This is a genomic window from Planctomycetota bacterium (assembly GCA_016125255.1).
In the GTDB taxonomy this organism is placed as follows: Bacteria; Planctomycetota; Phycisphaerae; order Phycisphaerales; family Zrk34; genus RI-421.
Genome location: WGMD01000003.1, coordinates 99,385 through 123,357, shown reverse-complemented (window position 1 = coordinate 123,357; position 23,973 = coordinate 99,385). Strand labels below are relative to the sequence as shown.

Below are 23,973 nucleotides of genomic sequence, written 5' to 3'. Positions count from 1 at the left end.
GGGCGGTCGCATGCCGTTTCGAAACGTGTTCATCGCTGTGTTCATCGGATCGAGTCTGATCGTCGCCGCGCTGCTCATCAACAGACACCGACCGGCCATCGACACGGCGCAGCCCAGCGCTTCGTTCGTCCGCGCCTCGGGCAAGTGCGCCGAGTGCCACATCCGCGAAACCTCGGCGGTCGTGCACCAGTACGAGCAGAGCCGACACGCCGCGGCGGGCATCAACTGCATCGACTGCCATCGCCCGGCCGACGGACAGGAGCCGATGGAGCATCGCGGATTCACTATCGCGCGCCATCTGACCAGCGCCAACTGCAAACTCTGCCATCCGACCGAGCACGATCAGTTCATGCGATCGCGTCATGCCGCCCCGGCGTGGGCGGCGGTGCGCGGCGAAGGGGACTTCACCGCCGAGCAGATCGCCTTCGCCGAAAAACATCACCCCGGCGCGGTGAAGCGCGGTGAAAACACGCTCTCGCTCATGGAAGGCGGCGGCGCACAGACCAAGGGCTGCATGGTCTGTCACGCCATCGGCAAACCCAACCCCGACGGATCGATCGGCACCTGCACGCAGTGTCACGCCCGCCATCAGACCTCCGTCCGCCTGGCGCGGCAGCCGCAGACCTGCGGCCAGTGCCACATGGGCCCGGATCATTCGCAACTGGAAATTTACACCGAGTCCAAGCACGGCGTGCTCTTCGCCATCGAGCAGGATCGGATGAATCTCGATGCGCGGCCGAAGATGCTCACCACGGCCGACATGCCCGTGCCGACGTGTGCGACGTGCCACATGTCGGGGCTCGAGGGCATGAACGTCACTCACGACGTCACCGAGCGGCTTTCGTACTGGCTTTTCGCCCCGGTGAGCGAGAAGCGGCCGGGTTATGAGCAGGGCCAGGCGCACATGAAGGAGTTGTGCCTCAAGTGCCACACCAAGCCGAGCGTCGACCAGTTTTATGCCGACGCGGAGGTCGTGGTCGCATCGACGAACGAGAAGGTTCGCGCGGCGACGAAACTCATGGACGGCCTTTACGCCGACGGGCTGCTGAGCAAGACGCCGTTCGACGAGCCGATCGAGTTCGTGTACTTCGACCTGTGGCACTACTTCGGGCGGACCGCCAAGCACGGCGCGTTCATGGGCGGCGCGGATTTCGTGCAGTGGCACGGCAACTACGAACTGCTCAACAAGGCGGTCGAGCTGGAGCACATGGCGCAGGACCTGCGAGCCGGGAAGTCCCATGTCCAATGATCCGTGGGCGCGCTGGCGCGTGCCCGCCATCGAGTGGTTCGTGCTGTTGAACCTCGCCGTACTGGCGGCCGATATCCGCATCGCGCATTCGGTCAACAGATTCGCCGACCGCGCGGAGTGGGCCCCGCTGGCGTTTTCGATCGCCGGGTCGGTGCTGCTGGCGGGGGCGATGATCGGCGGCGGGCGGGTCGGCGCGGCGCTGAAATATCTGATCGCATGGAGCGCGGTCGCGGTCGGGCTCACGGGCATGATGCTGCATCTGGAGAGTCAGTTTTTTGCGCGGATGACGCTCAAGAGTCTGGTGTACAGCGCGCCGTTCGTCGCACCATTGGCGTACACGGGGCTGGGGCTGCTGCTGCTGATGGTCCGGATGGTGGACGAGCGGCGGGAGCAATGGGGGCGATGGATCGTGTTTTTGGCGATGGCGGGTTTCGTGGGCAATTTCGCGCTGGGTCTGTTGGACCATGCCCAGAACGGATTCTTTCGTCGTGCGGAATGGATCCCGGTCATCAGCGCGGCCTTCGCCGTCGGCTTCCTTCTCGTGGCGGTCGTCGCGCCGGCCCGGCGGGAGTATCTGCGGATCTGCCTGCTGGTGATGGCGGCACAGATCGCCGTCGGCCTCGTCGGGGCGGCGCTGCATCTGTGGGCGATCCGGATCGGACCGGCGGGGTCGCTGTGGGACAATATCGTCTTCGGCCCACCGCCGCTGGCACCGATGCTCTTCGCCAACCTCGCCCTGCTCGCCGCCGCCGGACTCTTCGACCTGGACCGCTACCACACCGCGACAAGCCCATTGGCCCCGGACGCGACGCCGGTATAATGCCTGCCCATTCTCAGGAGCTTCCCGTGTCGCAGAACCAGTTCGCCAATGTCACCGCCGTCGCCAAAGCCAACGTCTATTTCGACGGCAAGGTCGTCAGTCACACCATCCTCACCGCCGCGGGGGCCAAGATCACGCTCGGGCTCATCTATGCCGGGTCGTACCACTTCGGCACCGATGCGTCGGAGCAGATGGACATCACCGCTGGTGCATGCCGCGTGAAGCTCGATGGGCACAGCGAATGGAAGACCTACGCCGCGGGGCAGACGTTTCACGTCCCCGGCAAGAGCGGGTTCGACATCGCCGTCGACGCCGGCATCGCAGAGTACGTCTGCTCGTTCAAGTAATTCCCCGCCGCTCGCGGCCTCGCAATGTCTCGATAACGCCTCTCCGGCGCGCCGTCTGTAACGGTTGCGCCGGTGATGTGCATTGCGCAAGCGTCCCGCGGCGTTTTTTGAAGCTCATCGTCCAAAAGATTTGTCGCGCTTCGGGCGTGGGGTATGTTCCATGCACTGACCCGACGACCTTCACTCCAAAGGAAGATGAGCCCATGAAGACCTCCCGGAACATGATGCGACTGATGCTGCTCGGCGGCGTGATGATGGTGGCGATGAGCGCGACGAACGCACACGCCTTCTTCTTCGAAGAAGAGCCGTCCGATCCCCCGCCCACGCCCCACTGCCAGCCCCCCGTGACCGACGACACCTGCCATCGTCATCACCGTCGCTGCGATCCGCCGCAGCAGCCCGGCGACAATGATCCGCCGCAGTGCTTCCAGCATCACCTGCCCGACTGCAACCTCCCGCCGGTCTGCGAAGAGCCGCACAATCCGCCCTGCGACATGGTGCCCCCCGGCACGACGCCGGTGCCCGAGCCCGCTTCGCTCGCCCTCGTCGGCCTCGGCGCTGCCGTGATGCTCAGCCGCCGCGCCCGCAAGGGATCGAACTGACCCTTTCCGTTCATCTTCACAAACCCGAGCCCAGCGCCTGAGAAATCAGACGCTGGGCTTTTTCACTGAGCGGCAGTTTCATCGCCGCCGCGTGTCCCGTTTCGCTCATCTTGTTCCATGTCCTCTGCAATATCGTGATCACCTTCGCATCCTCGTGCTCTGCCGCGAAGTCGTCAAAGTAGTACCGCAGAAACACGAGGCAGATGACATCCTCGAGCGCCTGCATGTCCGGATCGCTCTTGATCCGCTTCTTCATCAATAGATCGCGCACGCACCCGATCGTCGCCTCGTCATAGCCGACCTGCCGCAGGATTTTCTCCGTCACATCCGCGTGATATTCATACAGACTCGTGCGCCAAAGGTGATAACCCTTGCGGTCCAGCTCATACATCTCGCGCGGCCGGTCCCATCGGCGAATGTGCTGCGCCCTCGCCGCGATCTTCAAATGCTCCGCCGCCCCCGGCGCAAACGCCGCCAGTCCCTGCGTCATCCGCATCGAATAGAGCAACGCCGCCGGATACCCGATGTCGCCCTCCAACTCGCGCGACGGATCCTGCGCGTTCTCGGCGTCGATGAGGCGGATCGCTTCGTTGAATCGGTCGTCACGCATAGCTCACTCGCTGTCCGGCGCGATCCGCGTAATGATCTTCGCGCCCACGGCGTCGCCCCAGACGTTGACCACGGTGCGGCACATATCCAGCAGGCGGTCGATGCCGAGGATGATGCCCACCGCCGCGAGAGGTAAATGTTTTTCGCCGCCCAGTGAATTGTTCACCGCTTCGACGACGATGACCATCGTGACCAAACCGGCGGAGGGGATGCCCGCGGCGCCGACGGCGGCGAGGGTGGCGGTGATGACGATGATGCCCAGTTCGACGGGGCCCAGGTGAATCCCGTAGCACTGAAACAAAAAAACGACCGCGACGGCTTCATACAGCGCGGTGCCGTCCATGTTGATCGTCGCGCCCAGCGGGAGCACGAAGCGGCTCGCCCGCCGGGAGCATCCGCCGAGCTTTTCGGCGCATTCGATCGTGACCGGCAGCGTCGCGCTGCTCGAATCCGTGCCGAACGCCGTCATCAGCGCCTCGCGCATCCGGTTCATGAACACATAAGGATTCGTCCGGCCGAACACGAAGAGAATCAACGGCAGCGTGATGACGCCATGAATGAAAAGCCCCGCCAGCACGGTAATGACATAGATCATCAGCGGCCCGCCCAGACTCGCCAGCCCGATCCGCGCCACCGTCCACGCCACCAGCGCCGTCACGCCGACTGGCGCGAGCCAGAGAATCCACTCCACGAGTTTCATCATGGCGACAAAGAGCGCTTCGCTGACGGCGATCAGCGGCTTGCCCGCCGGGCCGATCACGGTCAGCACGATGCCGAGGACCAATGAGAAGGCGATGACCGGCAGGAGCTGACCGTCGGCCGCCGCGCCGAGCGGGTTGTCGGGGATCATCTGTGACGCGATGTTTTTGAATGCGCCGAGGATACCGCCCTTGCCGGTCGATTCGATGTGCTCGCGTTTGGAGCCCGACTCCTGCGCGTAGGCGGATTCGCCCTGCTGGATAATGGCGGCCCCGATGCCGGTGCCGTCGTGATTCGGATCACCGGGGGCCAGCGCGGTGACGAGGATGACGCCGAGGATGACGGCGATCGCCATCGTGGAAAAGTAGTAGAGCAGTGTCCACCCGCCGACGCGACCGAGTTGGGCGGGGTCGCCGATGGAGGCGACGCCGACGACGACGCTGGAGCCGACGAGCGGCACGAGGACCATTTTCAAAAGGCCCATGAAGACGGTCGATCCGATGAACGAAAACGCTTCGAGCAGGCCCGCCGGGACGTGGCCTTCGTAGTGTCGGAAGAGCAGTTCGCCGACGATGCCGCCGACGACGAGCCCGGCGAGAATCAGCAGCGTCAGCACCCACGCGCCGCCCGGTTTGGGCGAAGTCGAAGCATTGGAAGCGTCGGTCATGATGCAAACGTACCCGCGTCGTGCTGACATCACAAGCGAGCCCTCGGCTCGGCGACCACTCCCTTAAGGGAACATGATGCGCGATTGCTCGAGCCTCCGCCGCATCACCGCCAAACCTCGCCTCAACGCCGCACGCATGAAGGCGATTTGTGCATCATGTCCCTGCCAGGGAAAGGTGATGCAAAACCCACGTGGCGTTATTTTGCGGCGCCGGTGTCGAGCAGTTTGCTCAGGGCAGCGAGGGGCTTTTCGGGGTTGATGTATCGTCCGCGGTCGTAGCAGTCGCTGAGGAGTCGACCGTCACGGTCGACGATGGCGAGCTGCGGGATCGCGCCGTGGACATAGGTCAGAAGAACGGGCGAGGTGTTGAGCGAGGCGAGCGTCACGGCTGGGAAGGGCATCTTTTCGTCCTGCATGTATTTGAGCATGTCCGCGTCCTTCTCATCATTGCTCATGAGCACGACGACGAGGTTCGGATTGGCCGCGGCGACGGAGCTGACGAACTTGACGAAGCTCGGGGAGAAGTGCCGGCAGGGCGGGCACCAGCTTGCGCCGAAGTAGAGGGCGAACACTTTGCCGTGATCTAGGGCCGTCATCTCGAAGGGCTTGCCGTCGGCGGTGACCATGTTCGTCTGCTTGAGCGCATTGACGATGCGCGAGGAGCGCGCTTCGGGGGCGAGGAGCACGCGCTGACGCGCCCGCGCGATCAGGTCGGTCTGGACGAGGTCGGCGATGAGTCCGGCCTTGTGCTCGCGCGAATAGAGCGAGACGCCTTCGGGCAGCACGGCGACGACTTCGTACTCGCCGTTGGGCGGAAGGTTCACGCCGCCGTTGAGATTGAAGCCGTTCTTGCACATGGCTTTTTCCGGCCAGAGCGAGGGGTCCTTGAGGAGGGTTGCGGGTTCGATGGCGCGCTGCTCGGGGGTGAGCTTGGCCCAGACCTTGTTGGCGGCGTCGAGCAGGTCGCACTGCGCCGGGCTCACGCCGAAGACCAGATCATTGCCCGCATTGACGACGACTTCCCCGCCGTTGAATTCGAGCACCTGCACGGTCTGTCCCTTCTTGGCCGAAGCGCCGCCGGTGAAGTTGAAGTCGGCGTTGAGCACGACGGTTTCGGGCAGACGATCGGGGCGATTGGCGATGTCCGAAAGCTTGAGCGTCTCGGGCGGGGCGGCGAAGAGGGCCGAACCAAGCGACAGCATCACGACGGCGAGGAACATACGGGACGTGGTCATCGATCACTCCAAAAATATGGGGGCGGTTACAAAATCACTTAATGCCCGAAGAGATTCTTCTCCGCGAACATGCCCTGCTGTTCAAAGTATGCGAGGGCTTCTTCGGTGGAGCGGAACCACTTGGTGCTGGTTTCGGTGATGAACGGGCTGGGGTTCTTCTTGGGTTTCCAGACGACGTAGACTTCCTTGGAGCCCTCGAAAGCATGTTGCAGTTCGCGCTCCACGCCGCTGGACAGGCCCGGCACGCCGTTGGCCAGTTCGGGGACGAGCGAGACGATCATGTCCGACTGGTCGATGAGCTTGAAGTCGCGCGCGTAGATCTGTCCATCGACGTCGCCGGCGATGTCGAGCACCTGCTTGACGGAGACGTTGATCTGTTGCGGTTTGTCATTGGTTCCGAGAATGCGGGCGGGGATGAATTCGGCGCTCTGCTTGACCGCCGCGAGGGCGTTGTCGAGCAGCACCTTCTCATCGACGTCGCCGGGGTCGAAGGCGATGAAATGCTTGGCCAGCTCGGCGCGGAAAGCGTCGATTTCCTGAAGCACGGCGGGCATGTCCATGACATGGCTCATCGGGAACGACGGATACACCCGCCGCATGTCCGGCCGGGTCACGAGGCGCAGCGCCGTCTCGATCGTCGGTTTCTCACGCCCTCGGCTGAGCACATAGAAGTGGTTCCCGCAGCCCATCGCCTGCGCGACTAGCTCGGTCGCCATGATCTCTTCCTCGCGCCAGACCATCAGGTCCTTGAGCGTGGCGTCGATGACGTGATCATCATGAAGGCGGTGATAGACGGCTTCGATGTTGTCGACGAGGCAGATGAAGACATCGGGCTTGAAGGCCTTGATCTGATCGAAGTCAAACGCGCGGAACAAGCCGTGGCGCCAGCGGAAGGTGGCGTGCGTATTGACGATGACGTTTTCCTGATCCGCCGAGCCGTTGATGATGTCCTTGAAGGCGGCGCGGCGGAGGGAATGAAGTCGGGTGAGGGGCAGATCGAGAATGCGTCCGGGCTTCACATCCGGCGCCTCGGCGTACATTCGGTCGCCGACGTGGTAAACGTCGATGGGGTTGCCGCGTTCGCCGCCGAGGGAGGCCACGGCCTCGACGTAACGCTTCTTGTCCGTTCCGATCTGGCCGGTCATGATGACGCGCATGGGGCCATGATATCACCGGGGCCATTCGCGGGCCATCGGATCGTGTGCTAATCTTTCCCGATGGCTTTGAAATTCATCATGATCGGTGACATCGTCGGCAAACCCGGTCGGCGCGTCGTGCAGCAGCAGATCGACGATTTGAAGGCGACGTACCAGCCGGACCTGATCATCGCCAACGCCGAGAACATCGCCGGCGGCAGCGGGATCACGCACGCGCTCTACCAGCGCCTCCTGGCCTACGGGCTCGACGGGCTGACGCTCGGCGACCACTGCTTTCGGCAGAAGGACATCCTCCCCCGTATGCACGAATGCGAGAAGCTCATCCGTCCCGCCAATCTGCCGACTTCCGCGGCGGGTAACCGGTCGTTGAAGCTCACCGCAGCGAGCGGGGCGGAATTGCATGTCATCACGCTGCTGGGCCGTCTGTTCATCAACAACCCCTCGGCGGATGACCCGTTCGCCGTCGCCGACGCGTTCCTGAACCACGTCGGCCCCGACGCCCGCGTGCTCGTCGAAATCCACGCGGAGGCGACAAGCGAGAAGATGGCGCTGGCTCATTATCTTGACGGCCGCGTCGTCGCCGTCGTCGGCACGCATACCCATACGCCCACCGCCGACGCCCGCATCCTCCCCGGCGGCACGGCCTACATCAGCGACCTGGGCATGAGCGGACCCTACGACTCGGTCCTCGGGCGGCGGAAGGATCGCGTCGTGCAGTTCATGAGCACCGCCATGCCCGCCCCCTTCGACGTCGCCGGCGACGAGTGCGACACGCGGCTCTGCGGCGTGTACATCGAAGTCGACGATGCCGGCAAGGCGACCCGCATCGAACGCGTCGAACGCAAAGCCGACATGACCCGCCCGCCGTTTACCGATGCGGCCGATGATTAGCAAATGACCAATGACCAATGACCAATGACCAATGACCAATAAAGGAACGGCCTGCGGCCTTTCATTTTGACATTGGTTCTTTGATCATTCCTTTGGTCATTGGTGCTTGGACATTGGTCATTAGGCCGCGACGCGGCGCGCTCAGTTGACCAGGTCCAGCGGGAGTTTGGACGTGAGCATTTCGACGTGGCCGTCGAAGAACAGATAGTTGCGGACGGGGTTGTCGACGTTGACGAAACCATGCGTGGGTTCGACGGCGAGTTGGTTGGCCCAGCCGGCGGTGGGGCTGGTGATCATGTCGATGTCATGCAGTCCGTATTCGAGGGACGGATTGCGGATATCGGTGATCTTGACCGGCGGCGTGACGGGGGCGCCGAAGGAGTTGGAGACGTAGCCGAAGTATCGATTGTCCACGCCGGTCTTGTTGTTCTTGAACGACCCGGTGGCACCGTAGATGCGGCCTTCCTGGAACTTGACGCCCGCCGGCCCGACGCGTTTCCACGCAGGGTCGAGGAACATATCGCACACGTTCCATTTGCTGGAGCTGACCGGCGGATCGTTGAGGTAGATTGAGATGAACTCCGGCAAAAAGGCGCAGCCCTTCTTGTACTGCGCCTGCTGCCCGAACCACAGCCCGCCGGGCAGCGACCATTTGTTCGCATTGCAGTACATGGTGATGGCATTGCCGATGCTGCGCTCGTTGGACGCGCAGACGATCGTCTGCGCATCGGCGCGGGCCCGCTGAAGCGATGGCAACAGGATCGAGATCAACAGAGCGATGATCGCGACGACGACGAGCAGTTCGATGAGCGTAAAACCTCGACGAGGTGCCATTACCCGAATTTTACCCATGATGTCACGAACCCGCCAGTACAAGTTTTCCCTGTCGAGCCGGCGGGGGCCGCCTAGAGTGACGTATGCGGGCGATGATTCTCGAATCGACGGCCGATATCGAAAGCTCGCCGCTCAAGGCGGTGGAACTGCCCGATCCGACCCCCGGAAGGGGACAGGTGCGGGTTAAGGTCCGGTCGTGCGCCATCTGCCGGACGGACCTGCACATCATCGAAGGCGATTTGCCCGAAATGAAACGGCCCATCGTGCCGGGGCATCAGGCGGTCGGCATCGTCGACAAACTCGGCCCCGGATGCACGCGGCTCAAGACCGGGCAGCGCGTCGGCATCGCATGGCTCCGCAGCACGTGCGGCGAATGCGAATACTGCACCAGCGGGCGCGAGAACCTCTGCACCGATGCCCGCTTCACGGGGTATCACGAGCACGGCGGCTACGCGGAGTATGCCGTCGCGCCGGAGGCGTTCGTGTATGAGCTGCCGGAGAGTTTCGACGATGTGGCGGTGACGCCGCTGTTGTGTGCGGGGATCATCGGGTATCGCTCGTTGCACCGATCCAATCCGCACCCCGGCTGCCGCCTGTTGCTTATCGGTTTCGGCTCCTCCGCCCACATCGTCATCCAACTCGCCAAGGCCCGCGGCTACGAAGTCTACGTCGTCTCCCGCGGCGAAGGGCATCAGGAATTAGCCCGATCAATGGGCGCTGCATGGGTCGGCGAATCGTGCGCCGACCTGCCTGCCGACATGCACAGCGCCATCATCTTCGCTCCCGTCGGCGTCCTCTACCGCGATGCGCTTGAACACCTCAAGCCCGGCGGAACCGTCGCCTCGGCGGGGATTCATATGTCCCCGATCCCAGAACTCGACTACACGAAGCACGTCTTCAACGAACGCGACATTCGCTCCGTGACTTGCAACACCCGAGCCGACGGCCGCGGACTTCTCGAAGAAGCCGCGAAGATCCATCTGACGCCGCACACGACGAAATACGCCCTGGAAGATGCGAATCGGGCGCTACAGGATATGAAACACGACCGGATCAACGGGACGGGCGTGCTGGTCTTGCATTAACCAATAACAAATGCCCAATGCCTATTAACCAATGCATTTGCTATCAGGCATTGGGCATTTGCTATTTGGTTAACCGAAGACATACGCCATGTGACCCGCTGCCCGCATTGGCATACACTGGAGGTTTGAACAGGAGCTATTGTCATGAGTGCGACGAAGGAAGTCGAGGTCGGCGACAAACCGATGGTCAAGTTCAACGCCGAGGGATTGGTGCCGGCGATTGTGCAGGATGTGGCGACGGGGGCGATTTTGATGATGGCGTGGATGAACGACGGGGCGCTGGCGTACACGCTAAAGCACAAGAAGGCGGCGTTCTACTCGCGGAGCCGGGGCAAGTTCTGGGTCAAGGGCGAAAGCTCGGGCCACGTGCAGGAAGTCGTCGAGGTCCGCGTCGACTGCGATCAGGACACCGTTCTCGTCCGCGTCAAGAGCCACGGCCCGGCGTGCCACGTCGGCTACCAGACCTGCTTCTACCGCAAGTTCGACGACACCGGCGCGAAACTCATCACGACCGACGAGCCGGTGTTTGATCCGGACAAGGTGTATCAGAAATAGAATGACCAATGACCAAATCCCAATGACCAAGGAAAGAACGGCCTGCGGCCTTTCACTTTGACATTGGGTCTTTGATCATTCCCTTGGTCATTGGTCCTTGGACATTGGTCAATCGCCGGTCAGCACCCCTTTCATCAAGAGCGCATCATTTGAATTCCGGTGAAATCTCGCCGTCTTGTGCGATGATCGGGTGGGCGTCTTTGACGTGGCCCAGCGGGCGGATGCCGGGGGCTTTGGTGCCGTCGAGGCCCAGGTCGCCGTCCATTTTGTCGGCGACTTCGATCATGTGTTTGACCACGTCCTTGTTCTCCGCCGCGATGTTCTTCGATTCGCCGATGTCGGCGTCGAGGTCGTAGAGTTCCTTGCGGAGCAGATGATACTTCCACTTTCCTTCGCGCACGGCTTCGAGTTTGTAGCCGTGGAAGTAGTAGAAAACATCATGGGCGGGCTTGGCGTCTTTTTCGCCGGCGAGGATGGGCCAGATGTCCACGCCGTCGATCTTGCGATCGGTCGGGGCGGTCGTGCCGGCGAGTTTGGCGAGGGTGGGCAGGACATCGATCATGCCCACGACGGCGTCGCTGGACGTGCCTGCGGGAATCTTGCCGGGCCACCATGCGATGGTCGGCTCGCGCACACCGCCTTCCCATGTGCTGTTCTTGAATCCGCGCAGCGGCGCGTTGACGGCCCGGGGCGTCCCGCCGTTGTCGGAGGTGAACAGCACGAACGTGTTCTTGTCGAGCCCCAGATCGCGCAGCGTGTCCATCACCTGCCCGACGGTCCAGTCGACTTCCTCGACCCAGTCGCTGTAGTACCCATTGGGATTGCGCTTCTGAAACGCCTTGCCGGGATAGATCGGAAAATGCACGGCGGAGTGGGCGAAGTAGAGGAAGAACGGCCCGTCTTTGTGGGCCTTGATGAACTTGAGGGCTTCTTCGGTGTAGCGCTCCTCAAGCGTGGTCTGGTCATCGGCTTTGACGCGCATGATGACTTTTTCATTCATGAGCCAGGGCAGGGGCGGCTGATGATTCTTGCCTTCCTTGGGCAGCGGGGCGCCGAGACTGCTCTTGGTCCCGTCTTCGGCGGGGCCCATGTCGTTCGAGTACGGCAGACCGAAGTAGAAGTCGAAGCCCTGCCGCGTGGGGAGGAACGCCTGCTGATCGCCCAGGTGCCACTTGCCGACCATCCCGGTCGCATAACCCTGCTTCTTGAGAATCTCGGCGATAGTGATTTCGTTGGGGTTGAGCCCGACGTCGTTGCCGGGGAAAAGCACATGCGGAATCGGCAGCACCCGCTTGTAGTAACAGCCGGTCATCAGCGATGCGCGCGACGGCGAACACACCGGGGCGGCGTAGTAACACGTGAGCTTGCGGCCTTCTTCGGCCATGCGATTGAGGTTTGGCGTCCGATTGATCTTCGATCCGAACGGCTCGATGTCGGCGTAACCCATATCGTCCACATTGATGACGATCAGATTCGGCGGCGCGGCCGGCAAACGGGCGGCGAAGATGAACACGAAGGCGGCGGCGAGTTGCTTGATGCGTCGCATGAGGCGAAATCTCCGAATGGCGGGGCGTTCGAGGATGTGAGTCACAACGGACGCGGCGGGGCGACTATTGCGGGCGATGGGCCTCGGGTTGGAGTATAACATGCGATCATCAAGAGGCACGGATTTTCAGGGAGCCACCGGATCATGTCACCACGTTCAGCGATCGTCACCGGGGCGGGGCGCGGCATCGGGCGCGGGATCGCGCTGGAGTTGGCGAAGAAGGGTTGGTCGGTCGTCGTCAACTACAGCCGCAGCGCCGAGGGGGCGGAGCATGTCGTGAAGGAAATCGAAGCGGCGGGCGGACAGGCGGCGGCGATCGGGGCCGACGTCTCGCTCGCCGACGACCGGGCGAAACTCGTCGAGGCGTCGCTGGCGGCGTTCGGATCGATCGACATGCTCGTCAACAACGCGGGGATCACCAGCCCGAATCGTTCGCTTGATCTGCTCGATGCGACGGAGGAAGGGTACGACCATCTGATGGCGGTGAATCTCAAGGGGCCGTTCTTTCTGACGCAGCTTGTGGCGCGGCACATGATCGAGGCGGCGAAAGACAAGGCGGGGCATCATCTTCGTTACATCGTCAATATTTCGTCGCTCAGCGCATACGCCGTCAGCGTCAACCGGTCGGACTACTGCATGGCGAAGATGGCGATGAACATGATGACGCAGATCTGGGCGGCGCGGCTCGCCGAGTATGGCGTGCGGGTGTACGAGATTCGACCGGGCATCATCGCGTCGGATATGACGGCGGGGGTGAAGGACAAATACGAGAAGCTGATTCACGAAGAGGCGATGCTGCCGATCGCGCGCTGGGGTGAGGCGGCGGACGTGGGCAAGGCGGTGGCGATGCTCGGGGAAGGTTCGCTGGCGTACTCGACGGGAGAGACGATCAATGTGGACGGGGGCTATCACATTCGACGGCTTTGAGAAGTTCGGAGTTGGGAGCGGGGGGGGGCGGAATAAAAAAGCCGCTTGCGGCTTAGTGCTCTTGGGGAAGAGTGCTAAGCCGCAAGCGGCGAGTGCCCGGGACTGGAGTCGAACCAGCACGGGATTTAACTCCCACAGCGACCTCAACGCTGCGCGTCTGCCAATTCCGCCACCCGGGCGAGTGGGGAGAGGGAAGTATATCGCCTCAAATGCGAATGTCGAGTCGGTGGACAGGGCGCGGCGAGCATGCTATCAATCCGGATATGTTTCCACAGATACAACAGCGGGTTGCGATCGCCGTCGCACTGGTGGCCGGGACGCTGATCTACGCCGGGGCCCAACCGGCGGCGCAGGCGGCGGACGGGTCGGCGGGGCTGACGCTGCTTTACGCGGCTTCTCCGACGACGGCCGTGGCGACGATGGCGATGATGGGCCTGTGCGTGGTGATCCTCGCCGGTCTGGCCGGGGCGACGGGCAGTCCGCTGGCCGGTCCTTTTGTCATCGGGGCGGCGCTGGTTCTGCCGGCGGCGCATGCGGGGAGCATCGACGAATGGCTCCGCAACGTCGAATCGTCGGCGGCGTACTGGTCGCTGGCGGGCGAGTCGATTGTCTGGGCGGTATTGATGTTCGCCGGGGTTTGGATCTGTCAGTCCATCGCAGGGGCGGTCGGGCCGATGTTGCCCGCATGGATGAAGTCCACGCCCGGCAAGGCGGCGGACGTCGAGCGATCGGCGGCGACGATGCACGACCCGGCGGCCCAAGACGGTGGGTCGTCGGAACTGGGCCTCTGGACGGTCGTGGAGCAGGTCAGCGAGCGGACGAAACTGAGCAAGGAAACGGCCCAGTGGCTGTTGGCGACGATCAGTGCGGCCGTCATCGGCGGGGTGCTGTGCTGGGTGCTGGTGCCGACGACGGCGGTGTGGCAGTGCATCTGGGGCATCGGGTTCGCATGGATCTTCGCGGGAGTCGGGGCGCATCAGATGTTTCCGACAGCGCGTGTGTCGGGCATCCTCATCAGCCCGATGATCGCGGCGTTCGTGTGGTACATCTGGGCGGCGGTGAGCGGTGGATCGTCGACGCAGATGCTCTCGGCTTATTTCAGCGGCGACTTCGTCAACGCCGCCAAAGCCCTGCCGTCGTTCTACGCCTCGGCGGGGGTGGCGGGGGCGGCGATCGGCATCGGCTGGTCGCAGGTGCTCATCCGCACTCACGCCGAGGAACAGGCCGCCATGGACGAAGCCGACGCCGCCGCGGCGTAACAAGGGGTGATGTGGTGATTTGAAGGCGGATGGGTGCGTTTTCTCCCTGAAATCACCATATCACTACTTCACCACATCACCATTTCGTTGCCTTGCCCGCTCTGTAACCCTACGATGGCGTTCCGCATCGCAAAGACCGCAGGCAATGGAGCTTTTGATGAGTTCACGGACCGCAGATCACGCTGCTGGCACGCCCCTGTCGGATGTGCAGGCGTCGCTCGACACCCGACGCATCGCCATCGACAAGGTCGGCGTCAAGGACGTCACGTATCCGATTCGGCTCCGCATGCCCTGCGGGTCCGAGCAGCACACGGTCGCCAAGGTCAACATGTACGTGTCTTTGCCGCATCATCAGAAGGGCACGCACATGTCGCGCTTCCTGGAAGTGCTCAATGAGCACGCTCAGGAGATCGATCCGACGGACATCATGGCGATCTGTCACGACATCAAGGAACGCCTCAACGCTGCCGAGGCGCATCTGGAACTGGCGTTCACGTATTTCATCAATAAGAAAGCCCCCGTGACCGGCTCGCCGGGGCTCATGGACTATCAGGTCACCTTCGAGGCGACGAGCAACGGGGCGGACGATTTTGTCATGGGCGTCAAAGCCCCCGCCACGAGTCTGTGTCCCTGCTCCAAGACGATCAGCGCGTACGGCGCACACAATCAGCGCTGCGTGCTGGAAGCGAAGGTGCGCTTCAAGGGCATGATGTGGATTGAGGAACTGGTGAGCATTTGCGAGAACGCCGCCAGCACGCAGGTGTATTCCGTACTCAAGCGGCCGGACGAGAAGTACGTCACCGAGGCGGCGTTCGACAACCCCAAGTTCGTCGAAGACATCGTGCGCGACCTGGCCGGGGCGCTGGACGCGGACGAGCGGATCATCTGGTACTCGATCAACAGCGAGAACTTCGAGTCGATCCACAACCACAACGCCTACGCCGCCATCGAAAAAGACAAGCGGTAGGCTGACGGCGATGTTTCGCACTTCAATTCACAAGCATTGAACCACCGAGACACCGTGAACACCGAGGTCAAGGCATCCGGCAGATCGGTTCCTTTGTCTTATCTCTGTGTCCTCGGCGTCTGGGTGGTCGATCTTTCCTTTCCAATCTGATGATGCAGCGCCAATCGTAGCGAAACCACGCTCGAATGCCGATAAACTGAGGACAGTGAAGCGACTCGAACGTGAAATTCCGAGCATGTTTCATCGGCGGCTTCTGCTGCTGATGTTCGTGTTCGCGCTGGCGACGAGCGTGCTGGCGGGGCAGATCTATCGACTGACGATTCTACAGGGTCCGGCTCATCGCGAAGAGGCGGAGAAGGTCTTGTCGTCGCGCACGCTCGTGCCGACGGTGCGCGGGGCGATTTACGACGCCAAGGGGCGCGTGCTGGCGGAGGATCGTCCGTGCTATGACATCGAAGTCGACTACGACGTGATCACCGGCGAATGGGCGTACCGGCAGGCGCGCAAGATCGCCTATCGCGATTACAAGTCGACCTGGGCCAAGATGAGCTTCGACGACCGCGAATCGCTGATCGATCAGTATCGCACGCCCTTCGACGCCCGGCTCGAGGATTTGTGGACGACGATGTGCCGGCTCGGTGGGATCGACCGGGCGGAGCTGGAGCGGCGCAAGGAAGTGGTGACCAAGCGCGTACAGACCATCCGGGCCGACGTGTGGGACCGCAAGGCCCAGCGGCGCGCCGAGGAAACCGGCGGGCCGGTCGAACTCGACAAGGTGGCGGTGAAAGTGGCGGAGGAAGACGACTCGCACACGCTGTTGCCTTCGGTGTCGGACGATGTGGCGTTCGAGTTCCGCAAGCTCCGTAAGGACGACCTGCCGGGGCTGCACGTCGTCGAGTCCAAGGCCCGGGTGTACCCGCTGCGCGAGGTCGATGTGACGATCAGCCGCGCGTCACTGCCGACGCCGATCCGTTCGGACGACAATTTCACCACCGTCGTGCACAACATCGGGGCGCATGTGCTCGGTTCGATGCGTGATGCGTGGGCGGAGGATGAACAGGTGCGTCCGTTCTATCGGCCGGGTGAGTCGCCGGACCTCGGCGGATATTTGCCGGGTGATCGCGTCGGACTCGGCGGCGTCGAAGCGGCGGAGGAAGCGCGCCTGCGCGGCGAGCGCGGTCAGCTCCTGCACCGCAAGGACACGGACCAAGTCACGCGTACGCCGCCTGTGCCCGGACATGATGTGCATTTGACGATCGACATGGCGCTGCAGGCGCGCATCCGCGCCCTGATGGACCCGGACTTCGGGCTCATGCAGGTGCAGGCGTGGCACGGCAATAAGGACACGCCCATCGGCACGCCGCTGTTCGGCTCCGTCTGCGTGCTCGAAGTCGACAGCGGACACGTGCTGGCGATGGTCAGCACGCCGCTGCCTCCGGCCCGTGTTGAGGGCGAGCCGTATCCCGATCTGACGAAGGATCCGGATCGCCCGCTGGTCAATAAGGCGATCGGTGCGGTGTATCCGCCGGGCTCGACGGTCAAGCCGCTGGTGTACTGTATGGCGGCGTCGACGAAGCATCTTGGATGGGATCAGGTTGTCGATTGTCAGGGTCATCTGCTTCCCGACAAGCCGAACATCTACCGCTGCTGGGGCTGGCGACCGGAGCAGGGCAAGTACGGACGCCACGGCCCGCTCGCCCCGTCCGAGGCCATCGCCCGCAGTTGCAACATCTATTTCTACACCTGCGGCCGCAACCTCGGAGCCGAGGAGATCGTGACGCAGTTCATGCGATGGGGCTTCGGCAAACCGGTCGGCCTCGGCCTGCCCGAAGAAGTCGATGGCCTTCTGCCGAATCTGGACGGCAGGAATGTCGAAGGCCGCGAGCTGTCGCTGCCGAATGCGATCATGATGGGCATCGGTCAGGGCCCGATCGCCGTGCCGCCGATTCAGGTCGCCGCGGCGCACGCCGCGCTGGCGCGCGGCGGATATTACCTGAGCCCGCTGCTCATCACCGATCGCGCCGGCACGCAGGATGGCCGCGATCTGAACATCCCGCCGCATGTCATCGCCAATGCGCTTGAAGGCATGAAACAGGCCGCCAACAGCGAAGACTACGGCACCGCCAATCACCTGACGCTCGAAACCGGGCGAGAACGCATCCTGACCCTGCCCGGCGTGACGGTGCGTGCGAAAACCGGCACCGCGCAGGCCCCCGCGCAGTTCGAGGACGCCAATCACAACGGAAAACTCGACGAAGGCGAACGCATCATCCGCGATGGCGATCACTCCTGGTTCGTCTGCCATGTCCAGCGCCCCGGCGACCAGCGCGCCGCGTTCATCATCGTCGTCATGGTCGAATACGGCGGCAGCGGCGGACGCGTGTCCGGCCCCGTCGCCAACCAGGTCCTCTACGCCCTTCGTGACGAGGGCTATCTGTGATCGACCGTAATCACATCCGTGAGATCCTCACGCCCAACCTCGCGCACATCTGCGTTCTCGTGTCCATCTGCCTCGTCGTCATCGGCGTCGAAGCCATCGACACCGCGCCCACGCCTTCGTGGGTCGGCAACGTCGTCCTCAAGCAGATCATCTTCTCCGTCGTCGCCCTGGGCGTCATGTTCATTGTCGCGCTCCCGCATCACCGCCGCATCTCTCACGCATCCTTCAGTCTCGGCTTCATCACGCTTGCCCTCCTCGTCGTCCTGCTCATCCCCGGTACGCCCGACTTTTTGATCCCGACGCGCAACGGCGCCAAGCGGTGGATCGATGTGGGCCTCCTGCAGGTTCAGCCCAGCGAATTCGCCAAGATTGTCTTCGTCTTCGCGCTGGCGCGCTATCTGCGCTATCGAGAGAATTATCGAACAATGACGGGGTTGACGCTGCCGCTGCTCATCACATTCGTCCCGATGGGGCTCATTCTCGTCGAGCCCGATCTGGGCACGGCTCTGATCTTCCTGCCCGTGCTCTTCGCCATGCTGCTCGCCGCCGGTGCGAAGATTCGGCATCTGGTGCTCATCATCGTGCTGGGCCTCTCGCTCATGCCCGCAATGTATCCCCTCCTCCGCCCGCACCAGAAAGCGCGCATTGTCGCCATGATCAGCCAGGTCAAGGGCGACACCGAGCATCGCGAAAACACCGGTTACCAGGCATACAAGGCGATGACCGCCGCCGCAGCGGGCGAAGCCGTCGGCTACGGCAAGGAACGCGCCAACGTCATCCTCAAGTTCAACGCGCTCCCCGAAGCGCACAATGACATGATCTTCGCGGTGATCTGCGCGCGGTGGGGCATGGCGGGGGCGATGATCGTGCTGGGGCTTTACCTCTTGTTCATCGCCGCCGCGCTGGGCGTCGCCGCGCTCAACAAGGATCCGTTCGCACGGCTTGTCGTCGTCGGCGTCGTGACGATCATCTTCACGCAGGTCTTCGTCAATATCGGCATGACCATCGGACTGTTGCCCATCACCGGCATGACCCTGCCGTGGATCAGCTACGGCGGGTCGAGTCTTTTGGTGAACTTCGCGATGGTGGGTCTGATTCTCGGCATCGCGTCACGGCGTCCCTTGCTGGCGGCCCGACCGTCGTTCGAATTCTCAAGTGCCGTCGAATCCTCGTGAGTTGAATCAGTCTTCGCCCGCCGCCGCTTCCTTCGCCGCGGCGGCGAGCAGTTCACGGGCGCCCTGACGGATCAGTTCAGCCGCCGCCTCGGCGCAAATGACCTTGGAGCGGCCCACCGGACCGGTCATGTCGATTTCAAGACACGTCTTGCCGTCGAGCGACAGCACACGCGCCCGCAAACGCACCTGATGATTCCCCGCTGTCGCATTCTCAGCGAGCACCGCCAGCGGGGAATGACAATCCGCGCCCAGCGCGGCCGCCAGATGGCGCTCGCAGGAGACGGCCTCGGAAGTCGCCACATCGTTAAGCGGGGCGCATCGGCGCATCGTGATATGGTCATCGAGCCGGCACTGGATCGCCAATGCGCCCTGCCCGCAGGCGGGTAACACCTCATCGAGCGGAATGGGCTTGCGCGTATGCTCAACGAGCCCGAGGCGCATCAGTCCCGCTGCCGCAAGCAGTGTCGCGTCAACGGTTTTTTCTTCGAGTACCTTGCGCAGGCGTGTTTCGACGTTACCACGCAGGTTGACAATGTTCAGGTCCGGCCGCAGACGCAGAACCTGAGCCCTGCGCCGGGGGCTGCATGTGCCGACCGTCGCGCCTTGCGGGAGATCCTCGATGCGCTGCGCCTCGCGCGAAATGAGCACATCATGCACCGGCGCCCGCGACGGAATGGCCACAATCCGCAGCGCCGGCGTTTCGTCCGTCGGCAGGTCCTTCAAACTATGCACCGCAATATCCGCTTCCTTGCCGTCCAGAAGCGCCATCTCGACATTGCGTGTAAAGAGCCCCTTGCCGCCGAATCGCGCCAGCGGATGATCGAGAATGCGATCACCATCCGACTCGATCGGGACGAGCCGCAGCGCCACACGCGGATTGAGTCGATTGATGATTTTCCCCACGGACTCCGACTGGGCCATCGCCAGGCGGCTTTTTCGCGTGGCGATGATGATATCGCGTTTACTCGGTCGCAACGTGCCGTCTCCGGAAGTATTTTAGCCGCCGACGAACATTGCCTGCCGTTTTGACCGGTGTCGGAATTCTCCGCTTGAGGGAAAACCGTCATGGATCAAGACTTGCACAACAATGTCAATCGCTGCCCCCACGGGCCATCGACACCCCAATGTCGACGGCTCAAGTCTAACGGAAATCACCCCGCGATTCCACTCAGTCAATGCCAAAACATGCGGGAAACATTTGGATCAATTATGCAATCGATTTCGGTTGCTATCTTAATAAACTCACAATGATCAGCGCTTCGCCCGCCAGCGCCGCCGCCGACCACAGCGCGATGCGCCATATTCTCCGACGCCGATCGGACCGCAAAGTTTCCTGCCGCAGCGGTACGTAGCTCAGCAATCGCTCCGCGTTTTCAGGCCCGAGTCCCCGCCGGGCCTGATCCTGCACGATCGCGATCACCAGGTTCGATTCAAAGGGTGACAGCCCCATCAATCGCCCCGCGCGAATCAGCGATTCGCGCTCCGCCATGCCCACCATCGTTCCCTTCATCACCTGAGCCGTCCGTACCGCCAGCACCCATCGCGGATCGGTGCTTGAAAGCGTACGGCGATCCGATTCCGCCGCCGATGGAGCCGGGCGCGGGTCCATCCGGGCGATCGATGGCAAACCCCATCGAATCGTCAGCGACTGTCGCGGGGGCCGGTGCAGTCGCAAGGGCGGCATGTTCGAATCGTCCGAACGCATGGGCAATCCTTGAAACGACCGCCCGCCCCTCCCCTCAGGGGCGGCACGGTCACTACCCTGACAATACCCCACGTTTCGCCCCGATGTCGTCCCATTTTTTTGCATTTATCCCTGTTTTCGCCCGCGCATGAAAAAAAACTTCCGTTCAGGGAAGTTGGGTAAATTCGAGCCGACCGATTGTAAGCGCGTCGCGGCGGATTCCTCCGCCAATGTCCCCCGATTCACCGCCGCGGTCAGGCCTGTTCTTCCTGCTCCGCCAAAAATTCCGCCACGATCCGCTGCGCCGCCTCCACGTCCTTCTCCTCCACCATCACCGGCGTGCCCTGATTCATGGCGTTCAGTCCGTCCAGCGGGCTGGGCGTCTGGTCGACAAACGCCTCGATGTCCGCCTCCGCCAGCGCTTCGCGAATCATCTGGGCCTCGGCGAAATCCGGCGCGGTGTAGATCGTGATCATGGCATCAGACATGGAATACTCCTCATCAGGCGGCCGTCCGTCGTCAGCCATCCACCGGACAAACACTTCGTTCGCCGGCTGGTGCCTGATCGCTGAAACCGGACCGCTTCATTATACCGATCGTCACGGTTCGTTGAACAGGTCCTGCGTATCCAGCGACAGCCCCATCTGACCCGCCGCCGCTCGCAGTTTCTTCATCGCCCGATGCTCGATCTGCCGGGCGCGCTCGGCGCTGACGCCCAATTCGCGAGCGACCTCCGCCAGCGATTGGGCGCTGGTGCGCTGACCGGCCGTGTCGGAGAGGCCGAAGTGACGCGTGATGATCAGCCGCTCTCGCTCGTCGAGATTCGCCAGAAGCTTCGTGAGCGTGTCGGCGACTTTGCGCGTCTGCTCCATCGCCGCCAGGTCCGGGTTCATCGCTTCGGGCCAGTCCTCCGGCGCGGCGCTCGCTGCCGTGTCGGCCGGACGCGCGTCGTTCGTCGTCGCCATCTGGGCGAACCGCCGCATCAGCGCCCACGTCAGATAGGTCGAGAATCGGTTGCCGCGCGCCGGATCGAACGTCTCGATCGCTTCCATCAGCGCCAGACTTCCCTCGCTGACCATCTCCGAAAGATTCGCCGCCTTCGCCCGTCCGCCCGCCGACTGGTGCTTGCGGGCCACCGAAACGATCAACCGCATGTTCGACCGCACGAGTTGATGCTTGATCGTCACCGCACGTCGCAAATACGTCTCGATGCGGTCGAGCACCGTCGAGCTCGGCTCATAGGGATCAAGCGATTTTCGCAAGGCGTCCGCGCGAAACTTGAGATAGTTAAATCGCACGAACAGCGTCCGTTCGTCCGCCGCATTGAGCGGCGCGGCGTCGAGCATCCGCGGCAGATACGGCGTGAACGGGTCCGTCTCCCGGGCCGCCGGTTGCGATTCGATCACGCCTTCCGGAGCCGGCGAATCGAGAATCACTTCGTCCGCGTCGGCCCGATTGAACATCGGGTTCGTCACGTACCGGATCGTCAGTTGTCCGATCGCCGCGGCGCGCCGGCGGTTGATCGAGCGGTAGATCGCCGTGCGCGTCTTGCGGAAGCGCCGGACGAGGCGCGACACCGCGATGCCGCGGTGGTACGCGCGGTGGATGACGCGTTGCTGTTTTTCCGAGAGCGGCGGGGTGTGATCGGGAAAGATCGCCACACGCGGATCCCGCTTGTCGTTTTCCAGAAGCAGCCGGCGCACCGCCTCCGTCGATCGCCCGGTGCGTTTGGCCAGATGCTCGGCCGTGCGGAACATCGACACCTCGACCCGCCCCGCGATCCGCCGGGCGCGCGTGATGATCTTGTGGCGCATTGTGTCGTCCATGCGCGAAAACTTGCCCGCCTGCTCGATTTTCGCGCTGTTGGCCGCAAGAAAGCGCTGCACGCTGCCTGGTAAAAACGCCACGCGCTGCTTCCCATCAGGCCACACCAGCCGCCGCGTGAACAGACCTTGGCGACGATATCGGCTGATCGTCTTGGCCGTCACACCCAGTTGTCGGCTCAGCGTGGGCTGATCGATCGGGCGCGGGTCGTAGTCGATGATGCGCTCCTGGAGCGTCGCGCTGAGCTGATCGACGAGCAGCAGCAGATCGCGCCGCACCGCCGCGCCGACGAGCATCGTGTCATGCGAAGCGTCGGGGCGATAGCCGGTGATGCGGTAGATGACGTAGTCGAGCGGGTAGGCGATGTCAGGGTCGGTCTGCCAGTACAAATCCTCCGCCCGATCCATCTGCACGCGACGCCTCTCCGGCGGGGTGAACGCCATCTGGTGCGTCAGGTCGTCGAGGGCTTGGCTCAGAAACGCGGGCATATTGCTCAGGCGTGGGTCTGTTCGCCGCTGGGCGCGGCACATTGCAGGGGGCGGCAGCGCGGCGTGACGCCCAGCTCGTGCGCCCGCGCCCAGAACCGCTGCATCGCCTCCAGCTCGCGCGCCCCGATCCGGTAGCGCAGCAGATGACCCAGATACCTTTCCGCAAGTTCCAGCGGCCAGTCATGGCGCGGGGCCTGCGCTTCGACGATCGCGCGGATGCGCGTGCGGTTAAGCTGACGCTGCGCATCGAGCACCGCCGGCAGATCGCCCAGCTCCGTCCCCGGCTTGGCCATCCACACCGCGAACACGAACGGCAGCCCCGTCATGTCCTTCCATGCCTGCCCCAGATCAAGCTGATAAGGAAAGTCCGCGTCGCTGGGCGCATGCGTCACGACCTTGTCGCCGATGAGCAGCGCCTCCGCCATGTCCGCCCGCAGCGGCGCCAGACGAACCAGCGGCGTCATCTTGGGCGACACCTGATACAAGTCACGCAACAGCACCCGCGTCAGCGCCACCGAGGTGTGACTATCCGTATCAATGTGCAGGTGCGTCAGCTCCTCGAACGGCACGCGCGAAAACAGCCGGACGGTATGCGTCGGCCCGTCGCAGGCGATCCCGCCCACGGGCACGATGACCAGCGGCTCGTCCGACATCTGATAGTCGATCGCCGGGCACAGCGCCACATCGACTTCGCCGGCGAGCAGATCCGCCAGCAGGCGGGCGGGCACGTCATAACGGACCGATAAATCGGCTCGGTCATCCAGGCCTTCGATGAGCGGGCGAGCGTTCAGAAAGCTCACGCAACCGATGCGATGTGGCGGCGTTTGTGACATCGTGACACATTGTAGCCGATGAACAGATGGGCGATATGTCGCCGTCGCGGCGCTTGTGCGGGTATGCGTCATGGCCGACA

23 protein-coding genes and 1 tRNA gene are annotated in these 23,973 nt (G+C 63.1%); 12 read left to right on the top strand and 12 right to left on the bottom strand.

Features of this window, described 5'->3' with window-relative positions; all coding sequences use genetic code 11:
* Window positions 1-10 precede the first annotated feature (10 nt).
* From GC162_05895 to GC162_05880, 4 genes are read left to right on the top strand one after another with little or no spacing between them, the layout of a single operon-like run.
* Window positions 11-1,249, top strand: coding sequence for a nitrate reductase (locus GC162_05895; protein MBI1368169.1), 1,239 nt, complete (start codon window positions 11-13; stop codon window positions 1,247-1,249).
* Window positions 1,239-2,069, top strand: a complete 831-nt coding sequence (locus GC162_05890) for a hypothetical protein (GenBank protein MBI1368168.1) — start codon at window positions 1,239-1,241, stop codon at window positions 2,067-2,069. The genes GC162_05895 and GC162_05890 overlap by 11 nt, the downstream gene beginning before the upstream one ends.
* Entirely contained in the window at window positions 2,069-2,416 is a 348-nt protein-coding gene (locus GC162_05885; GenBank protein ID MBI1368167.1) for a DUF1255 family protein, read from the top strand. Before GC162_05890 ends, GC162_05885 begins: the two co-directional genes overlap by 1 nt.
* Entirely contained in the window at window positions 2,281-3,018 is a 738-nt protein-coding gene (locus GC162_05880; protein MBI1368166.1) for a PEP-CTERM sorting domain-containing protein, read from the top strand. Before GC162_05885 ends, GC162_05880 begins: the two co-directional genes overlap by 136 nt.
* A gap of 16 nt (window positions 3,019-3,034) precedes the next feature.
* Here GC162_05880 and GC162_05875 read toward each other — a convergent pair whose 3' ends face one another.
* From GC162_05875 to GC162_05860, 4 genes are all read right to left on the bottom strand, one after another.
* On the bottom strand, window positions 3,035-3,628 hold the full coding sequence (locus tag GC162_05875; protein ID MBI1368165.1) for a DUF4202 family protein: 594 nt from the start codon (window positions 3,626-3,628) through the stop codon (window positions 3,035-3,037).
* A 3-nt stretch (window positions 3,629-3,631) separates the two neighbouring features.
* The gene (locus GC162_05870) at window positions 3,632-4,993 is read right to left on the bottom strand and encodes a cation:dicarboxylase symporter family transporter (GenBank protein MBI1368164.1); all 1,362 of its coding nucleotides are present in this window, start codon (window positions 4,991-4,993) and stop codon (window positions 3,632-3,634) included.
* 197 nt (window positions 4,994-5,190) lie between these two features.
* Window positions 5,191-6,228 (bottom strand): redoxin family protein, encoded by a 1,038-nt coding sequence (locus GC162_05865; protein MBI1368163.1) that lies wholly within the window; start codon window positions 6,226-6,228, stop codon window positions 5,191-5,193.
* Window positions 6,229-6,266: 38 nt separating this feature from the next.
* Complete coding sequence (locus GC162_05860; protein MBI1368162.1) at window positions 6,267-7,385, bottom strand: AAA family ATPase; 1,119 nt, start codon at window positions 7,383-7,385, stop codon at window positions 6,267-6,269.
* A 60-nt stretch (window positions 7,386-7,445) separates the two neighbouring features.
* On the opposite strand from GC162_05860, the gene GC162_05855 reads away from it, so the two are divergent.
* On the top strand, window positions 7,446-8,276 hold the full coding sequence (locus tag GC162_05855; protein MBI1368161.1) for a TIGR00282 family metallophosphoesterase: 831 nt from the start codon (window positions 7,446-7,448) through the stop codon (window positions 8,274-8,276).
* Between the two features lie 141 nt (window positions 8,277-8,417).
* Here the strand turns inward: GC162_05855 and GC162_05850 are convergent, their stop codons facing one another.
* Window positions 8,418-9,128, bottom strand: coding sequence for a prepilin-type N-terminal cleavage/methylation domain-containing protein (locus tag GC162_05850; protein ID MBI1368160.1), 711 nt, complete (start codon window positions 9,126-9,128; stop codon window positions 8,418-8,420).
* Between the two features lie 65 nt (window positions 9,129-9,193).
* Between GC162_05850 and GC162_05845 the strand changes: the two genes are divergently transcribed.
* Both GC162_05845 and hisI read left to right on the top strand, forming a co-directional pair.
* Entirely contained in the window at window positions 9,194-10,195 is a 1,002-nt protein-coding gene (locus tag GC162_05845) for a zinc-binding alcohol dehydrogenase family protein (GenBank protein MBI1368159.1), read from the top strand.
* 144 nt (window positions 10,196-10,339) lie between these two features.
* Window positions 10,340-10,750, top strand: a complete 411-nt coding sequence (hisI, locus tag GC162_05840) for a phosphoribosyl-AMP cyclohydrolase (GenBank protein ID MBI1368158.1) — start codon at window positions 10,340-10,342, stop codon at window positions 10,748-10,750.
* Window positions 10,751-10,895: 145 nt separating this feature from the next.
* On the opposite strand, the gene GC162_05835 is transcribed toward hisI, so the two are convergent.
* A complete protein-coding gene (locus GC162_05835; protein MBI1368157.1) occupies window positions 10,896-12,296 on the bottom strand; it encodes a sulfatase-like hydrolase/transferase in 1,401 nt (466 codons plus the stop codon).
* A 144-nt stretch (window positions 12,297-12,440) separates the two neighbouring features.
* Between GC162_05835 and GC162_05830 the strand changes: the two genes are divergently transcribed.
* The gene (locus GC162_05830; protein ID MBI1368156.1) at window positions 12,441-13,223 is read left to right on the top strand and encodes a 3-ketoacyl-ACP reductase; all 783 of its coding nucleotides are present in this window, start codon (window positions 12,441-12,443) and stop codon (window positions 13,221-13,223) included.
* Window positions 13,224-13,316: 93 nt separating this feature from the next.
* On the opposite strand, the gene GC162_05825 is transcribed toward GC162_05830, so the two are convergent.
* Window positions 13,317-13,402, bottom strand: a tRNA-Leu gene (locus GC162_05825).
* Window positions 13,403-13,486: 84 nt separating this feature from the next.
* On the opposite strand from GC162_05825, the gene GC162_05820 reads away from it, so the two are divergent.
* From GC162_05820 to GC162_05805, 4 genes are all read left to right on the top strand, one after another.
* The gene (locus tag GC162_05820) at window positions 13,487-14,482 is read left to right on the top strand and encodes a hypothetical protein (protein MBI1368155.1); all 996 of its coding nucleotides are present in this window, start codon (window positions 13,487-13,489) and stop codon (window positions 14,480-14,482) included.
* Window positions 14,483-14,627: 145 nt separating this feature from the next.
* Window positions 14,628-15,449, top strand: a complete 822-nt coding sequence (locus GC162_05815; protein ID MBI1368154.1) for a GTP cyclohydrolase I FolE2 — start codon at window positions 14,628-14,630, stop codon at window positions 15,447-15,449.
* A 235-nt stretch (window positions 15,450-15,684) separates the two neighbouring features.
* Window positions 15,685-17,889 carry a hypothetical protein gene (locus GC162_05810; GenBank protein MBI1368153.1) on the top strand — a complete coding sequence of 735 codons (2,205 nt, stop codon included), beginning with the start codon at window positions 15,685-15,687 and terminating at the stop codon, window positions 17,887-17,889.
* Window positions 17,886-19,064 (top strand): rod shape-determining protein RodA, encoded by a 1,179-nt coding sequence (locus tag GC162_05805; GenBank protein MBI1368152.1) that lies wholly within the window; start codon window positions 17,886-17,888, stop codon window positions 19,062-19,064. The genes GC162_05810 and GC162_05805 overlap by 4 nt, the downstream gene beginning before the upstream one ends.
* Before the next feature lie 6 nt (window positions 19,065-19,070).
* On the opposite strand, the gene hemC is transcribed toward GC162_05805, so the two are convergent.
* From hemC to GC162_05780, 5 genes are all read right to left on the bottom strand, one after another.
* Entirely contained in the window at window positions 19,071-20,039 is a 969-nt protein-coding gene (gene hemC, locus GC162_05800) for a hydroxymethylbilane synthase (protein ID MBI1368151.1), read from the bottom strand.
* A gap of 253 nt (window positions 20,040-20,292) precedes the next feature.
* Window positions 20,293-20,769, bottom strand: a complete 477-nt coding sequence (locus GC162_05795) for a hypothetical protein (GenBank protein ID MBI1368150.1) — start codon at window positions 20,767-20,769, stop codon at window positions 20,293-20,295.
* Between the two features lie 233 nt (window positions 20,770-21,002).
* The gene (locus GC162_05790; GenBank protein ID MBI1368149.1) at window positions 21,003-21,275 is read right to left on the bottom strand and encodes a hypothetical protein; all 273 of its coding nucleotides are present in this window, start codon (window positions 21,273-21,275) and stop codon (window positions 21,003-21,005) included.
* Between the two features lie 72 nt (window positions 21,276-21,347).
* Window positions 21,348-23,102 carry a sigma-70 family RNA polymerase sigma factor gene (locus tag GC162_05785; protein MBI1368148.1) on the bottom strand — a complete coding sequence of 585 codons (1,755 nt, stop codon included), beginning with the start codon at window positions 23,100-23,102 and terminating at the stop codon, window positions 21,348-21,350.
* On the bottom strand, window positions 23,066-23,965 hold the full coding sequence (locus tag GC162_05780) for a hypothetical protein (protein MBI1368147.1): 900 nt from the start codon (window positions 23,963-23,965) through the stop codon (window positions 23,066-23,068). The genes GC162_05785 and GC162_05780 overlap by 37 nt, the downstream gene beginning before the upstream one ends.
* Window positions 23,966-23,973 lie beyond the last annotated feature (8 nt).

Excerpts from the sequence above, each read along its gene's own strand:
- GC162_05895 (MBI1368169.1), top strand. The coding sequence starts at position 11 with ATGCCGTTTCGAAACGTGTTCATCGCTGTGTTCATCGGATCGAGTCTG.
- GC162_05890 (MBI1368168.1), top strand. The coding sequence starts at position 1,239 with ATGTCCAATGATCCGTGGGCGCGCTGGCGCGTGCCCGCCATCGAGTGG.
- GC162_05885 (MBI1368167.1), top strand. The coding sequence starts at position 2,069 with ATGCCTGCCCATTCTCAGGAGCTTCCCGTGTCGCAGAACCAGTTCGCC.
- GC162_05880 (MBI1368166.1), top strand. The coding sequence starts at position 2,281 with ATGCCGCGTGAAGCTCGATGGGCACAGCGAATGGAAGACCTACGCCGC.
- GC162_05875 (MBI1368165.1), bottom strand. The coding sequence starts at position 3,628 with ATGCGTGACGACCGATTCAACGAAGCGATCCGCCTCATCGACGCCGAG.
- GC162_05870 (MBI1368164.1), bottom strand. The coding sequence starts at position 4,993 with ATGACCGACGCTTCCAATGCTTCGACTTCGCCCAAACCGGGCGGCGCG.
- GC162_05865 (MBI1368163.1), bottom strand. The coding sequence starts at position 6,228 with ATGACCACGTCCCGTATGTTCCTCGCCGTCGTGATGCTGTCGCTTGGT.
- GC162_05860 (MBI1368162.1), bottom strand. The coding sequence starts at position 7,385 with ATGCGCGTCATCATGACCGGCCAGATCGGAACGGACAAGAAGCGTTAC.
- GC162_05855 (MBI1368161.1), top strand. The coding sequence starts at position 7,446 with ATGGCTTTGAAATTCATCATGATCGGTGACATCGTCGGCAAACCCGGT.
- GC162_05850 (MBI1368160.1), bottom strand. The coding sequence starts at position 9,128 with ATGGGTAAAATTCGGGTAATGGCACCTCGTCGAGGTTTTACGCTCATC.
- GC162_05845 (MBI1368159.1), top strand. The coding sequence starts at position 9,194 with ATGCGGGCGATGATTCTCGAATCGACGGCCGATATCGAAAGCTCGCCG.
- hisI (MBI1368158.1), top strand. The coding sequence starts at position 10,340 with ATGAGTGCGACGAAGGAAGTCGAGGTCGGCGACAAACCGATGGTCAAG.
- GC162_05835 (MBI1368157.1), bottom strand. The coding sequence starts at position 12,296 with ATGCGACGCATCAAGCAACTCGCCGCCGCCTTCGTGTTCATCTTCGCC.
- GC162_05830 (MBI1368156.1), top strand. The coding sequence starts at position 12,441 with ATGTCACCACGTTCAGCGATCGTCACCGGGGCGGGGCGCGGCATCGGG.
- GC162_05820 (MBI1368155.1), top strand. The coding sequence starts at position 13,487 with ATGTTTCCACAGATACAACAGCGGGTTGCGATCGCCGTCGCACTGGTG.
- GC162_05815 (MBI1368154.1), top strand. The coding sequence starts at position 14,628 with ATGGAGCTTTTGATGAGTTCACGGACCGCAGATCACGCTGCTGGCACG.
- GC162_05810 (MBI1368153.1), top strand. The coding sequence starts at position 15,685 with ATGTTTCATCGGCGGCTTCTGCTGCTGATGTTCGTGTTCGCGCTGGCG.
- GC162_05795 (MBI1368150.1), bottom strand. The coding sequence starts at position 20,769 with ATGCGTTCGGACGATTCGAACATGCCGCCCTTGCGACTGCACCGGCCC.
- GC162_05790 (MBI1368149.1), bottom strand. The coding sequence starts at position 21,275 with ATGGCTGACGACGGACGGCCGCCTGATGAGGAGTATTCCATGTCTGAT.
- GC162_05785 (MBI1368148.1), bottom strand. The coding sequence starts at position 23,102 with ATGTGCCGCGCCCAGCGGCGAACAGACCCACGCCTGAGCAATATGCCC.
- GC162_05780 (MBI1368147.1), bottom strand. The coding sequence starts at position 23,965 with ATGACGCATACCCGCACAAGCGCCGCGACGGCGACATATCGCCCATCT.